This is a genomic window from Streptosporangium heterodermiicola (genome assembly GCF_051390675.1).
In the GTDB taxonomy this organism is placed as follows: Bacteria; Actinomycetota; Actinomycetes; order Streptosporangiales; family Streptosporangiaceae; genus Streptosporangium.
Map to the genome: position 1 here is coordinate 43554 of NZ_JBPJSR010000006.1, position 14737 is coordinate 58290.

The 14737-nt window shown below is 68.0% G+C and carries 8 protein-coding genes; 3 read left to right on the forward strand and 5 right to left on the reverse strand.

What is annotated here, in order from left to right; genetic code table 11:
• Nucleotides 1-24 precede the first annotated feature (24 nt).
• From ACSC1Q_RS14700 to ACSC1Q_RS14710, 3 genes are read right to left on the reverse strand one after another with little or no spacing between them, the layout of a single operon-like run.
• A complete protein-coding gene (locus ACSC1Q_RS14700; RefSeq protein ID WP_436759255.1) occupies nt 25-1233 on the reverse strand; it encodes a polyamine ABC transporter substrate-binding protein in 1209 nt (402 codons plus the stop codon).
• 43 nt (nt 1234-1276) lie between these two features.
• Complete coding sequence (locus tag ACSC1Q_RS14705; protein WP_436759256.1) at nt 1277-2422, reverse strand: ABC transporter ATP-binding protein; 1146 nt, start codon at nt 2420-2422, stop codon at nt 1277-1279.
• Between the two features lie 25 nt (nt 2423-2447).
• Nucleotides 2448-3905, reverse strand: coding sequence for a gamma-aminobutyraldehyde dehydrogenase (locus ACSC1Q_RS14710; protein WP_436759257.1), 1458 nt, complete (start codon nt 3903-3905; stop codon nt 2448-2450).
• Nucleotides 3906-4098: 193 nt separating this feature from the next.
• Here ACSC1Q_RS14710 and ACSC1Q_RS14715 point away from each other — a divergent pair, with 193 nt between their 5' ends.
• The gene (locus tag ACSC1Q_RS14715) at nt 4099-4593 is read left to right on the forward strand and encodes an Lrp/AsnC family transcriptional regulator (protein ID WP_344745451.1); all 495 of its coding nucleotides are present in this window, start codon (nt 4099-4101) and stop codon (nt 4591-4593) included.
• Between the two features lie 61 nt (nt 4594-4654).
• Here ACSC1Q_RS14715 and ACSC1Q_RS14720 read toward each other — a convergent pair whose 3' ends face one another.
• Together ACSC1Q_RS14720 and ACSC1Q_RS14725 are read right to left on the reverse strand one after the other, a co-directional pair.
• Entirely contained in the window at nt 4655-5239 is a 585-nt protein-coding gene (locus ACSC1Q_RS14720) for a DivIVA domain-containing protein (protein WP_436759258.1), read from the reverse strand.
• Nucleotides 5240-5509: 270 nt separating this feature from the next.
• Nucleotides 5510-8266: a fascin domain-containing protein gene (locus tag ACSC1Q_RS14725; protein ID WP_436759259.1), complete on the reverse strand. Its 2757-nt coding sequence runs from the start codon at nt 8264-8266 to the stop codon at nt 5510-5512.
• A 623-nt stretch (nt 8267-8889) separates the two neighbouring features.
• Here ACSC1Q_RS14725 and ACSC1Q_RS14730 point away from each other — a divergent pair.
• Together ACSC1Q_RS14730 and ACSC1Q_RS14735 are read left to right on the forward strand one after the other, a co-directional pair.
• Nucleotides 8890-11013: a ThuA domain-containing protein gene (locus ACSC1Q_RS14730; RefSeq protein WP_436759260.1), complete on the forward strand. Its 2124-nt coding sequence runs from the start codon at nt 8890-8892 to the stop codon at nt 11011-11013.
• 49 nt (nt 11014-11062) lie between these two features.
• Nucleotides 11063-14374, forward strand: coding sequence for a galactose-binding domain-containing protein (locus ACSC1Q_RS14735; protein WP_436759261.1), 3312 nt, complete (start codon nt 11063-11065; stop codon nt 14372-14374).
• Nucleotides 14375-14737: the final 363 nt, after the last annotated feature.

Consider the following 14737-nt stretch of genomic DNA (forward strand, 5'->3'; position numbering starts at 1 on the left):
CGTCCGAGTCGCTCTCTCATCCGCCTAACCCTGCGTGACCGGCTGGAAGATGTCCTCGAAGGTCTTCTCCTCCGCCGAGGTCAGCGTCTTGTACGACCGCAGCTTGGCCATGTCCGTCTCGGAGGGGAAGATCAGCGGGCTCTCGGCGATCTGCTCCAGCGCCTTGCGCTCGTCGCCCTTGGCCTTGGCGGCGTCGGCGAGGACGAGGTCCTTGGCGGAGGAGACCGGCGTGATGTAGTTGATGTACTCGACCAGCATCGTGGCGATCTTGGGCTGGTAGACGTAGTCCATCAGGGTGAGCGCGTCGACCGGGTTCTGCGCGGTCTTCGGGATGCACATGTTGTCGGTCCAGATCGTGCCGCCCTCCTCGGGCACCACGAACCTCAGGTCCTTGCCCTCGGCGACCTGCTGGAAGATGTCGCCCGACCAGGCCATGGTGATCCAGATGTCGCCCCTGGCGAGGGCGTCGACGTAGTCGTTCTCGTAGTACTTGCGCACGAGCCCGGCGTCGCGCTGCTCCTTGAGCTTCGCCCCGGCCTTCTTCCAGTCGGCCTCGGTCGACTTGTCGGGGTCGATGCCCAGGGCGAACATGCCGAAGTTGGCGACCTCCTGGGTGTCGAGCATCATGCCGACCTTGCCCTTGTACTTGGGGTTCCAGAGGTCGGCGATGCTCTTGACCTCGTCCACGTACTTGGGGTTGTAGGCGATGCCGGTGACGCCGACCGTCCACGGGATCGTGTGGGCGTTGTTGGGGTCCCAGGTGGGGTTCTTCACCGCGGAGCTCGCGTTGGCCGCGAAGTTCGGCAGCTTGGAGTGGTCGAGGGGGACGAGGTAGCCCAGCGCGATGGCCTTGCCCAGCTGGAGGCCGTTGGTCAGCACCATCAGGTCGTAGCCGATGTCGTTGTTCGCGGCGAGCAGCGGCTGGACCTTGCCGAAGAACGTGCTGTTGTCCTGGATGGCCTCCTGGTAGGCCACCTGGATGCCGGTGTCGGCCTTGAACAGCTCCAGCGAGGGGTAGCGCTTGCCGTCCTTGTCGATGTAGAGAGGCCAGTTGGCGAAGCGCAGCGTGCCGTTCTTCCTCTTGGAGCCCCAGTACTCGGCGACGGCGTCCCTGGGGGGGACCGCCGCCACCTTCTTGCCCTGCACGCCGCAGGCGGCGAGGGCGAGACCGGCGGCCGAGAGGCCGCCGAGCCGGAGGGCGTCACGCCGCGTGACGGAGCGGCTCTGCGTCATGCCTCGCAGAAAGGCGGGGTTCTTGCGGGGGTCCATGTCGAGCTCAACTTCCGATCGCGTACGAGTGGTGCGGCAGCCACGACAGCCAGACGGCGTCGCCGCGCTCCGCCGTGCTCGTGCTGTCGAGTGCGTTCTGCTGGAAGACGGTCACCTCTGCACCGTGGGCCAGGGAGACCGTGTAACTGGTGTAAAGCCCCAGATAGACCACCTCTGAGACGGTGCCTCGCACGACACTGAGGTCTCCGGTGGGCTCCTCCGTGGTAATCCTGATCTTCTCCGGGCGCACCGTGATCGCGATGGGTTCCCCGGCACGGAACGATCCGCCCTCGGCGAGGACGTGGTCGTCATCTCCCAGCTTAAGCACCGCGAAGCCGGACTGAAACCGGTCGACAGTGCCGCTGAGCAGGTTGGACGTCCCGATGAACCCGGCCACGAACGCGGTCGCGGGCCGCTCGTAGATCTCTCTGGGGCTGCCGAGCTGCTCGACCTGGCCGTCGTTCATGACGGCGATGCGGTCACTCATCGTGAGCGCCTCGCTCTGGTCGTGGGTGACGTACACGAAGGTGATGCCGACCTCGCGCTGGATGCGCTTGAGCTCGATCTGCATGGCCTGGCGGAGCTTGAGGTCGAGGGCGCCGAGCGGCTCGTCCAGCAGGAGCGCGCGGGGGTTGTTGACCAGGGCGCGGGCGAGGGCGACCCGCTGCTGCTGGCCTCCCGACATCTCCCGGGGGCGGCGTTTCTCCCGCCCGGTGAGATCGACGATCTCCAGGATCTCCCCGACCCGGCGCTTGATCTCGGCGTCGGCCACCTTCTTGCGCCGGAGGCCGAACGCGACGTTCTCCCAGACGTTCATGTGCGGGAAGAGGGCGTACGACTGGAAGACCATGTTGACGTCGCGCTTGTTGGGGGGGACGTCGGTGACGTCCTGGCCGTGCAGCCGCACGTTGCCGCGCGAGGGGTCCTCGAAGCCGGCGATCATGCGCATTGTGGTGGTCTTCCCGCAGCCCGAGGGGCCGAGGAGCGAGAAGAACTCCCCCTCGGCGATCGACAGGGTGACCCCCTTGACCGCCTGGACGACCTCGCCGTGGGAGACGTACTCCTTGACGACCCCGTCAAGTTCGATTGCGGGTACGTGGGGCGAGCGGGAGACGGTGTCGGCCGTCTCCGTGCCCGCCTGGATTTCGGTCATTCCAGGCTTATCCCTCTGTTCGCGGCTATTCGCCGATGTAGTGCATGACGTGCTTGACGCGCATGTAGTCGTGCAGCCCGAAGACGGACAGGTCCTTGCCGTAGCCGGAGTGCTTGAAGCCTCCGTGCGGCATCTCCGAGACGAACGGGATGTGGGTGTTGACCCACACCACGCCGAAGTCGAGACGGTTCGACACCCGCATCGCCCGGCCGTGGTCGGAGGTCCACACCGAGCCGGAGAGGCCGTACTTCACCCCGTTGGCCTTGGCGAGGGCGTCGGCCTCGTCGGAGAAGGTCTGGACGGTGATGACCGGCCCGAACACCTCGTTCTGCACCATCTCGTCGTCCTGCCTGAGGCCGTCGACGATGGTGGGGGCGAAGAAGTAGCCCCGGTCGCCGATCCGGTTGCCGCCGGTCAGGACCTTGGCGTGGCCGGGGACCCGGTCGATGAAGCCGGTGACGCGGGCCAGCTGGTCGGCGTTGTTGAGCGGGCCGTACAGGGCGTCCTCGTCGGAGAGGTCGCCGGTCACGGTGCTCGCCGCCGCCTCGGTGAGCGCGGCCACGAACTCGTCGTGGACGTCCTCGTGGACGATCACGCGGCAGGCCGCGGTGCAGTCCTGGCCCGCGTTGTACAGGCCCGCGGTGGCGATGGACTCGGCGGCGGCCTTGAGGTCCCTGACGTCGTCGAACACGATGACGGGCGCCTTGCCGCCCAGCTCCAGGTGCACCCGCTTGAGGTCCTCGGCGGCGCTCCTGGCCACGGCCATGCCCGCGCCGACCGAACCGGTGATCGCGACCATGGACGCGGTCGGGTGGCCGACGACCAGCGCGCCGGTCTCCCGGTCGCCGACGACGACGTTGAAGACGCCCTTCGGCAGGACGTCGCCGAGGATCTCGGCCAGCTTGACCGTGGAGACGGGGGTGGTGTCCGAGGGCTTGAGCACGACGGTGTTGCCCGCGGCGAGCGCCGGGGCGATCTTCCAGACCGCCATCATCATCGGGTAGTTCCAGGGGGTGACCTGGCCCACCACGCCGATCGGCTCGTGCCGGATGACGGAGGTGTGCTCGGCGAGGAACTCGCCCGACGTCGGGCCCTCCAGCGTGCGCGCGGCCCCCGCGAAGAAGCGGAAGTGGTCGGCCGCGATCGGGGTCTCGTCCTCGGCCATCCGGGCGCGCGGCTTGCCGGTGTTGCGGCACTCGGCCTCGTTCAGCTCCTCGGCCCGCGCGTCGATCGCGTCGGCCACCTTGAGGAGGAGGTTGGCGCGCTCGCCCGGGGTGGCCTGGCTCCACGACTCGAACGCGGCGGCCGCGGCCGCGTAGGCCGCGTCGACGTCCTCGGAACCCGATACCGGGGCCTTAAGGTAGATCTCGCCGGTGCACGGATCGACGACATCGGAGAACCGGTCGCTCCTGGCCTCCACGAGCTCGCCGCCGATGTAATTTCGCAGGCGGGGGAATTCGCTGGTCTCAACCGGGGTGGTCACCATCGGCCTCCTAAGGATCGGGGCTGAGTTGTCGCGACTCTTACAGAGCGACAGCCCTACGACAAGGGATTTCGTTGTTAAGATACCAAATTGCTACGAAATCGCTTGACAGAGGCGCCGGAACTGACAGCATGTCGCATCGGAGCCGCAACATGACGGCAACAGCCCCGCAACATGACGCCAGGGAGCGCCCATGACGACGCCGCCCAAGGTTCGCCGTGAGAACGACGCCAGGAACGGCCCCGTCGTCCTCGACGAGATCTCCAAGCAGATCATCGAGCAGCTGCAGACGGACGGGCGCAAGCCGTACGCCGCGATCGGCAAGGCGGTCGGGCTCTCCGAGGCCGCCGTGCGCCAGCGGGTCCAGCGCCTGCTCGACGCGGGGGTGATGCAGATCGTCGCGGTGACCGACCCGCTCACCCTAGGCTTCCCCCGCCAGGCCATGATCGGCATCAAGTGCGAAGGCGACCTGGAGACGGTGGCCGACGAGCTGTCGGCCATCAGGGAGATCGACTACGTCGTGCTGACCGCGGGGTCGCTGGACATCATGGTCGAGGTCGTCTGCGAGAGCGACCAGCATCTCCTGGAGATCCTCGGCAAGATCCGGGCCATCCCGACCGTCCGTGCCACCGAGACCTTCGTCTATCTCAAACTTCACAAACAAACCTACTCCTGGGGCACCCGCTGACGGGTCCCGGTGCCCTGTGAGGGACCTGTGAGGGACCTGTGAGGGACTGTGACGGACCCCGTCACCGGCCGAGGCGGGTCTCCAGGGCGCCCGCGAGCTCTTCGAGGAACTCGTCGACCTCGCCGATCGCGTACCCCGGCCTCAGCATCACCGTGGCGAACCTCGCCTCGCGCACGTCACCCGGGGTGAGAGGCGTGTCGGTGGTGCCGCGCAGGGTGGCCACGATCCGGTCGAGGAAGGCGTCGACCTCGTCCTCGTCGTAGCCCATGCCGAGCCGTCCCGGCCGGAAGGCGACCCGCTCGACCCTGGCCGCGCGCTCCTCGTCCTCCTCCTCGCGCTCTCCCGGCCCGGACTCCTCGGGCTGCCCGGGCGCGGTACGGCGGGCGGGCACGGCCGGGCGCCCGCCCGCGCCGGTGGGCCGGGTCTCGATCGCCACGATGAAGGCCTCCAGCGCGAAGTCCACGGCGACCTCGTTGTAGCCGCCGAGCCTGACGCGGAACCGGGCGTCGCGGATCTCGTCCGCGGTGACCGGGTCGCCTTCGGGGGCGCCCCTGCCGAGGGTCCCCTCGATCCGGCGGACCAGCAGGTCCACCTGGTCCGTGTCGTATCCCAGGCGAATCCCGAGAACCCGTGGAAAGCGGTTCAAACCCGAATCCTTTCCCGTCTCCCCGACAGGGCCTTTACCCGATGTATCCATTCTGGAGGGAATAGCGGGATAAAAGCGAGACGTCGGGGGCGAGCGCGGAGCCTGGTGTTCCAATGGGCATCGAGATCCGGGCTGTCCCGTGCGACGAAGGACCGGCGAACGCCGGTGCGGACATCCGGGCGTGACAGCCCGGGTGACCGGCGGGAAAGGCGAAAACCGAGTCCGGCGGGCCGAAGCCTGCCGAACTCGGTTTCCAGAAAATCCGCTTATTTAGTTATTTATCAGGTCGAAGCTCTCCCAGGGACCGATCGCGTCGCGGTTGGCGATCAGCGGGTTGGCGCCACCGGCGTCGGCGCACACGAGCTTGCCGTTGACCTGGGCCCTGAGGCTGACCGAGCCGTCCGGGTTGGTGATGAGCTGGAAGGTCTCCCACGGTCCCGCGGAGGGACGGTTGGCGATCAGCGGCTGGGCTCCGGCGCCCTCCGCGGCCACGAACTGGTTGTTGACCCTCGCGCGCAGCGCGATGGTGCCGCCGCTCTGGTTGACCCTGTCGAACTGCTGCGCCGTCCCGATGGACGTCCCGTTCGCGATCAGCGGCGAGCTGGTGGAGGCGGTGACGTAGAGGCCGTTCGCCTTGGAGCGCAGGCTGATCGTCCCGTTGCTGGTGCCACCCGGCAGGCCCAGGGTGGAGGCGGTGCCGCTCAGGGCCTTGACGCCCTGGTTGGCGGAGCCGGTCAGCGTCGTCGAGGCGTACCCGCTCAGCGGCTTGGCGGTCCGCTCCACGACGTACACCGTGTTGGCGGCGGTGGCGAAGGAGACCTCGCCGGTGGAGACGGTGGTCAGGACGGCGTTGTCCGAGGCGCGGCGCACCCGGATCTGCTGGGTGCCCCAGGGGTTGACCACCGTGGCCTGCTTGCCGTGCAGGCTCCTGAGCCCGACGTACTTGATCTCGCCGGCCTCGCGCTCGGAGCTGACCAGGAAGCCGTCCTTGGCCAGGAGGGTGAACTTGCCGACGAAGGAGGAGTCGCCCGGCACCGCGGGGAACACCCTGATCTTGTCGTTGTAGCTCTGCATGAGCGACTCGTTCAGCGCCGACAGGTGCACGCCGAGATACTCGAAGACGCCGTTGGTGTTGGTCGTCATGCCGTTCGGGTGGTTCTGGTACTTCTGCAGCATCGTCTTCATGCCCTGGTACGCCTGGTCGCCGAGGCCGAGGCGGGCCGCCTGCACCGCGTCGTTGGACCACACGTTGCCGTAGGGGAACGGCCGCTGGTTCCAGGTGTTCAGCGCGGTCTGATAGTCGGGGTAGCCGATGCCGGTGATGTTGTAAGGCCAGATCAGCTCCGAGGAGACGTTCTCGTTGTTCCTCGTCTGCGAGATCGGCGGCTGGTGCGGCTGGTAGGCGCCGTTGGCGACGACGTACGGGGTGAGGTTGTTCACGATGTTCTGCCAGTCGGCGCGCAGTCCGGCGTCGAGGCCGAGCTGCTGGCTGACCTGGATCGTGAGCGGGAAGATGCTGCGCACCGCGGCCAGGTCGGTGATCGCGTTGCGGACGTTCCAGTACGTCTCGTGCGAGTTGGAGTTGGCCATGTAGTACTTGCCGGTCGGCCCGTCGAAGGAGAGCAGGCCCTTGTAGAGCTTCGCGGTCTCCCGCATGTACGGGTACGCCACGTCGCGCAGGTAGTTCGCGTCGTTGGTGTAGCGGTACTGCAGGTACATGTTGTACGCGGCCTGGTAGCCGGTGGTCAGGATGTTCTTGGTGTAGTCGCTGTTGATCGTGCCGCGCGCGTTGCCGTCCCAGCCCATGGTCTCGGGCACCCACAGCGCGTCGATCCCGTACCTCGTCTGCGTGTACGACTTCAGCGCGCTGTAGTTACGGTTGTAGAGCCGGTTGAAGTTGTTCATCAGTTCGGTGTGGTTGGACGCGAAGAACGAGTTGTAGACGTCCCGCTGGTTCCAGTACCAATAGGCGTTGCTCCACTTGGAGTTGTCCTGCGTGGCGCGGAAGACACCGTTGATGAAGTGCAGCGGGTAGTTGCCGTAGCTGCCCGCGGCGATCATGTACGTGCTGAGGTAGTAGACGTTCTCCAGATAGTCCGCGTCGCGGTTGGAGTTGGAGTACTGGACGAACGACTTCTCCCAGAACGCGTGCCACCAGTTGCGGTAGTTGTTGTACGTGGTGGTGTAGCCGGTGTTCTTCACCGAGGTGAGCTGGCTGCGGGCCTGGGCGACCGAGTCGCGGTTGGGGGAGTTGATCCGGCTCGCGGCGGTGAACCAGATGGTGTAGCTGGAGGTGGGCGTGATGTTCAGCCGCACGTTCCTGCCGTTCACGACCTGGGTGGTGAAGTTCGCGCCCTCGACGGTGGCGGCCATGGTGTAGCCGAAGCCGTTCGCGTCGGTCTGGCCCCGGCTGAACCCGGCCACGTTGGCGTCGGAGAAGGTGGAGATCGTCCGCCAGGTGTTCAGGTCGGGCACGTCCGCGATGTTCTGGACGGTGGCCGGGTCCCACATGCTGAGGTCGAACGCCACGTTGGACACGCCGCCCCGGGTGTCCTCGACGTGGATGCCCATGACCTCGGAGTTCGGCGACCCCATCACGGTCACGGTCCGGTTGGAGTCGTACTTGGTGGTCAGCGTCCCGTCGTACAGCGAGAGCCGCTGCTGGAAGGTCGTGTACCCGGTGTCCATCGCGGGGGTGGTCCTGAGGTTCGCCAGGCCCGCCGCGTAGGTCGACTGCTGCGACAGGTCCACGCCCGAGACCTGCATCGTCAGGCCGTTCTCGTTCCAGGCCATCGCCCCGGTGCGGCCGTTGCCGACGGTGAGGCCCTGGATCGGGTTGGTGTTGGGGCGGTTGTAGACGATGTCGTGCTTCGACAGGTACGACCCGTGGTTGACCCTCAGCGCCCCGGTCGCCTGGTCGAAGGCCGTGTCACCCGGTGCCGCCCACGCCGGCACGGCCAGGCCGACCGCGGCCAGGCACGTCACGAGGAACCACATGAACAACAGGCGTACTGGTTTTCTCGACATGATCTTCCTTAATCGCCACCGGGGACGGCGGCCACGCCGCCCCGTCCTGACCAAGCGCGACTCACCCACCTGCGTGGCCGGCGCCTCCGCTTGGGGGGAGAGCGGGTCGCTTCGGCGGGACGGGGCTGCCGGTGGGTGACGTGATGCGGGGAAAGTACGCCGGGGAGTTAGGGAGCCGCCGCCGGCAATCGGCGACCGGCGGCGGCTCCCTAACTTCCCCGTGGGTGCAGATCCGCCACCGGGACACCTGTGGTCACAGGCCGGGCCTGCTTCACATTCGGTAGGTCGGATCTGTCAGCCGTAGTTAACATCGGACGTCTGCGCACGTCAAGATGGGAAATATCCCCTTTGGACAGGAAAAACTTGTCTCCCGATCGAGATAAGCCGCTGACCAGGCCGTATTTTGTCTATCTCGTCCGGAAATTACAGCCCGCCGCAAATAAATACATCCGATGTATCAAGATCGTTGCGAAGCGAACCATTCGTTAACACCCCCGACGCATTGACGCTTTCGCCGGTTCGTGCGAATCTTTTGTCGTACGGCGGCGAATGTCTCGACATCTCCGCCGAAAGGTTGTCATCAGGTGCGGCGGCGCGCTCCTCTCCCCCCTAGGAGTAGACGTATGCGCCGGATCTCGCGGGTTCTCCTCGCGCTGGCCGTCATGATCACCGGAGCCATCGCGCTGCTGCCCGGCACCGCCACCGCGGCTCCCCTGACCAAGGTCCTCATCTTCTCCAAGACGGCCGGCTTCCGGCACTCGTCGATCCCGTTCGGGATCACCGCCATCCAGCAGCTCGGCGCGGCCAACGGCTTCACCACGGTCGCCACCGAGGACGCGGGCGCCTTCACCACCGCCAACCTCGCCCAGTACCAGGCGGTCATCTGGCTGTCGACCACCGGCGACGTGCTCAACGCGGCGCAGCAGACGGCGTTCCAGTCCTACATCGCGGGCGGCGGCGGGTACGTCGGCGTCCACGCAGCGTCCGACACCGAGTACGACTGGCCCTGGTACGGCGGCCTGGTCGGGGCGTACTTCGCCTCCCACCCCGCCACCCAGCAGGCGACGATCCGCGTGGAGGACCGGGCGAACCCGTCCACCTCGCACCTCGCGCCCACCTGGACCCGCACCGACGAGTGGTACAACTACCGCGCCAACCCGCGCCCCGCCGTCAAGGTGCTGGCCAACCTGGACGAGTCGTCCTACAGCGGCGGCGGCATGGGCGCCGACCACCCGATCACCTGGTGCCAGGACTACCAGGGCGGCCGGGCCTGGTACACCGGCCTCGGTCACACCGACGAGTCCTACGCCGATCCCAACTTCACGAAGATGCTGCTCGGCGGCATCCAGGTCGCCGCGAAGGCGAAGGCCGCCGACTGCCGTCCCGAGACCGGCTACACGTCGCTGTTCGACGGCACGCAGGCGAGCCTCAGCCGGTGGCGGCAGGCCGGCGCCGGCAGCTTCACCCTGGCCAACGGGACGCTGTCCTCGGTCGGCGGCATGGGCCTGCTCTGGTACCCCGTCTCGACCTTCTCCAACTACTCGCTCAAGCTCGACTGGATGATGCCGGGCGACGACAACGGCGGCGTCTTCATCGGCTTCCCCGACCCGGGCAACGACCCGTGGCAGCCGGTCGACCTGGGACACGAGATCCAGATCGACGCCACCGACGCCGACCCCACCCGGACCACCGGCAGCGTCTACAGCTTCAAGGCGCCCGACACGGCCGCTCGCGCCGCCGCGCTCAACCCGCCCGGCTCGTGGAACACCTACGAGATCGCGGTGCACGGCCAGCGCGTCGAGATCTACCTCAACGGCACCAAGATCAACGACTACACGAGCACCCGGAACATCGCCAACGGCTACATCGGCGTCCAGAACGACGGTGACGGGCTCGACATCAACTACCGCAACATCCGCATCAAGCAGGACGGCCCGACCAACCCGCCGACCACCGACCTGGCGCAGGGCAAGCCGGTCACGGTGAGCAGCGTGGAGACCGGCAGCGCGCACGTCGGCGCGAACGCGGTGGACGGCAACCCCGCCACCCGCTGGGGCAGCGCCTACGCCGACCCGCAGTGGATCAGCGTCGACCTGGGCGCCAGCTACAACCTCAACCGGGTCCGGCTGAACTGGGAGGCCGCCTACGGCAAGGCGTACCAGGTCCAGACCTCCACCAACAACACCACCTGGACCAACGTCTACTCCACCACCACTTCGGACGGCGGGGTCGACGACCTGACGCTGACCGGGACCGGCCGCTACGTCCGCGTGTACGGCACCCAGCGCGCCCTCGCGTACGGCTACTCGCTGTGGGACCTCAACGTCTACGGCACCCCCGCCACCTCGAACCCCACGACGCTGCTGTCCACCGGCAAGCCGGTCACGGTGAGCAGCGTGGAGACCGGCAGCGCGCACACCGGGGCGAACGCGGTGGACGGCAACCCCGCCACCCGCTGGGGCAGCGCCTACGCCGACCCGCAGTGGATCACGGTTGACCTCGGCGCCACCCGCTCGATCAGCCGGGTCCGGCTGAACTGGGAGGCCGCCTACGGCAAGGCGTACCAGGTCCAGACCTCCACCAACAACACCACCTGGACCAACGTCTACTCCACGACCACGAGCGACGGCGGTGTGGACGACCTCACCGTCACCGGCACCGGCCGCTACGTGCGCGTGTACGGCACCCAGCGCGCGCTCCCCGCCTACGGCTACTCGCTGTGGGACTTCGACGTCTACGGCTCCTGACACCCCCTCCCCGCACGCATCTGCCTTTTCACCCCCCCAGGAGACCTTCGTGTTAGGTTTCACGCGCCTTCGTACGGCCTTGGGCGTCGCGGTCCTCGCTCTCTCCACCGCCGCGGCGGGAGCCACCGGCACCACCGCCGAGGCATCGACCTCCGCCGCGTCCGCCGCGTCCGCCGCTTTCGCTCCCCCGCCGACCAGCGCCTTCGAGAAGGTCAAGCTGGACGGCGGGCTGTCGATGGGCGAGCCCATCGAGCTCTCCGTCCTGCCCGACGGCAAGGTCCTCTACATCAACCGGGGCACCACCTCCGGCGGCGGCCAGGTCCGCCTGTACAACCCGACGACGAAGGCTACGACCGTCGCGCTCACCGTCCAGCTGGACGCGCGCTTCGAGGACGGGCTCATCGGCATCACCCTGCACCCGCAGTTCGCCACCAACCGGTGGGTGTACCTCTTCTACTCGCCCAAGGTGACGCCGCTGGTGAACCGGATCTCCCGGTTCACCTTCAACGCCACCACCAACGTCCTCGACCCGGCCAGCGAGGACATGATCATCGAGTGGCCCACCGAGCGTGAGCTGTGCTGCCACTCGGCCGGCTCGATGACCTGGGACAGCAACAACAACCTGTACTTCGCCGTCGGCGACAACACCAACTCCGGCGGCGACTCGGCGGGCATGGCCCCGATCGACGAGCGCACCGGCCGCAACCCGCAGTACGACGCGCAGCGCACCTCCGGAAACACCAACGACCTGCGCGGCAAGATCAACCGGATCCACCCGGAGAATAACGGCACCTACACCATCCCCGCGGGCAACCTCTTCGCGCCGGGCACCGCGCAGACCAGGCCCGAGATCTACATCATGGGCACCCGCAACCCGTACCGGATCTGGGTCGACAAGAAGTCGGGCAACACCCTGCACTGGGGCGAGGTCGGCCCCGACGCGAACGCGACCCTCGCCAACCGCGGCCCCGCCGCCTACGACGAGTTCAACCGCGCCACCGGGCCGGGCAACTACGGCTGGCCCTACTGCGGCGGTCCCAACGTCGCCTACAACGACTGGGACTTCGCGGCGAACGCCCCGCGCGGCTGGTTCCCCTGCGGCGGCACGACGGGCCCGGTGAACAACTCGCCGCGCAACACCGGCCTCCAGCAGCTGCCCGCCACCAAGCCGGCGCTGGTCTGGGAGCAGCACGGCGGCAGCAAGGAGTGGCCCGCCCTGGACAACCCCGGCGGCTGCGGCTCTCCCAACCACGCCGAGGTCTACCACTACGACCCGAACCTCGTCTCGGACGTGAAGTGGCCCGCCTACTACGACAACAAGCTGCTGATCTCCGAGTACTGCCGTAACTGGATCAAGGAGGTCCAGTTCAACAACGGCAACCCGACCACGGGGACGCCGACCATCATCGAACCGGTGCTCGCGGGGATGAACCTCGTGCACCCCATCGACATGGAGTTCGGCCCCGACGGCTCGCTCTACCTGCTGGAGTACGGCAGCGGCTACTTCTCCGGCGCCGCCGACGCCGGGCTCTACAAGATCAACCACGTGCAGGGCGGCCGGTCGCCGATCGCCCAGGCCACCGTCAACCGGGACAACGGGCTCGCCCCGCTCGCGGTCACCTTCTCCAGCGCCGGGACCTCCGACCCCGACGGTGACGCGCTCACCTACGCGTGGGACTTCGACGACAACGGCACCGTCGACTCCACCGCCGCCAACCCCACGTACACCTACACGACCAACGGCGACAAGCGGGCCCGGCTCACCGTGAGGGACCCGAGCAACCGCACCGGGACCGTGGTGATCCCCATCGTGGTCGGCAACAACCGGCCCACGGTGACGCTGAACGGCCTGCCCGCCGGAGGCATGTACAGCTGGGGCGACGACCTGGTCTCGACCGCGTCCGCGACCGACGCGCAGGACGGCACGCCCGCCTGTGCCGACGTCGTCATCCGCGCCGCGCTCGGCCACCAGGAACACGCCCACGAGGAGGGCCAGGGCACCGGCTGCGGCTTCACCGTGAACACCGGCCCGATCCACGCCGGGCTCGACGCCGTGCAGTTCTTCGTGATCCGCAGCAGCTACACCGACCGCGGCGCGACCGGCTCCGTCCCGCTCACCGGCGAGAAGGAGATCACGCTCTGGCCCAAGCAGTGGCAGGCCGAGCACTACGCGCAGCTCAACGGCCCCAAGGTCGTCGACCAGGCGGCGGCCGAGGGCGCCAAGCGGCTCGGTGACATCCAGAACGGCGAGTGGGTCAAGCACCACGCCGTCAGCCTCAAGGGCATCACCGGGGTGAAGGCCCGCGTCTCCTCGGCCAACGCGGGCGGCACCCTGTCGTTCCGCTTCGACTCGCCCACCGGCCCCGAGGTCGCCCGCCTCACGGTCGGCGGCACCGGCGGCTGGGACAACTACGCCGACGTGACCGCCCCGGTCACCAAGCCCGACGACGGCACCCACGATCTGTACATCGTCTTCACCGGGACCGGCACCGGCGCCCTGTACGACCTGGACAGCTACACCTTCACCGGTGCGGGCGCCAGCACCCCGCCCGGCAACCCCAACCCGGGCGGCGACATAGCGCGGGGCAAGCCGGTCACCACCTCCAGCGTCGAGGAGGGCAACGTGCTCGTCGGGGCGAACGCGGTGGACGGCAACTCCGCCACCCGCTGGGGCAGCCTCTACAGCGACCCGCAGTGGATCACCGTCGACCTGGGCGCGAGCTACAACCTCAACCGGGTCCGGCTGAACTGGGAGGCGTCCTACGGCAGGGCGTACCAGGTGCAGACCTCCGCCAACAACACCACCTGGACCAACGTCTACTCCACCACCACGGGCGACGGCGGGGTCGACGACCTCACCGTCACCGGCACCGGCCGCTACGTCCGCGTGTACGGCACCCAGCGCGCCCTCACCTTCGGCTACTCGCTGTGGGACCTCAATGTCTACGGCACCCCGGCGGGGTCGAACCCGTCGCTGCTGTCCGTCGGCAAGCCGGTCACGACCAGCAGCGTCGAGGAGGGCAACGGCCGGGTCGGCTCCTTCGCGGTGGACGGCGACCCCGCCACCCGCTGGAGCAGCCTCTACAGCGACCCGCAGTGGATCACCGTCGACCTGGGCGCCACCCGCACCATCAACCGCGTCCGCCTGAACTGGGAGGCCGCCTACGGCAAGGCCTACCAGGTCCAGACCTCCGCCAACAACACCACCTGGACCAACGTCTACTCCACCGTCGCCTCCGACGGCGGGGTCGACGACCTCACCGTCAGCGGCAGCGGGCGTTACGTGCGCGTCTACGGCACCCAGCGCGCCCTGCCCGCCTACGGCTACTCCCTGTGGGACTTCGACGTCTACGGCAGCTGACCCCGTAGGCGCGGAGCCGAACAGCGCGTAACACCGCACCGATTCGACAACGACGGAGACCTCGCGTTCGCGCGGGGTCTCCGTTCTGTTCGAGCGCCACGAGCGTCGAACTTCGAACGCCGTTCGCGGCCTTCCCTCCCCCGCCCCGGGCGCGGGGACGAGACCAGGGCGGCGGCACGGCCCCGCGCGTGTAGACCGTTCCGCCGGGCGCCCGAGGTGCCGTCGCCGCCCGGCGCGACGGTGGCCGTCCACGAGAAGTCGTGTCGTGCCGCCCGCCTCCACGTCGACGTGGCCGATGTTCGGCGCGAGGGCTCTTCTATTCATGTTCTTGCAAACGGTTGTTGCAGAAATCGCGACACGACC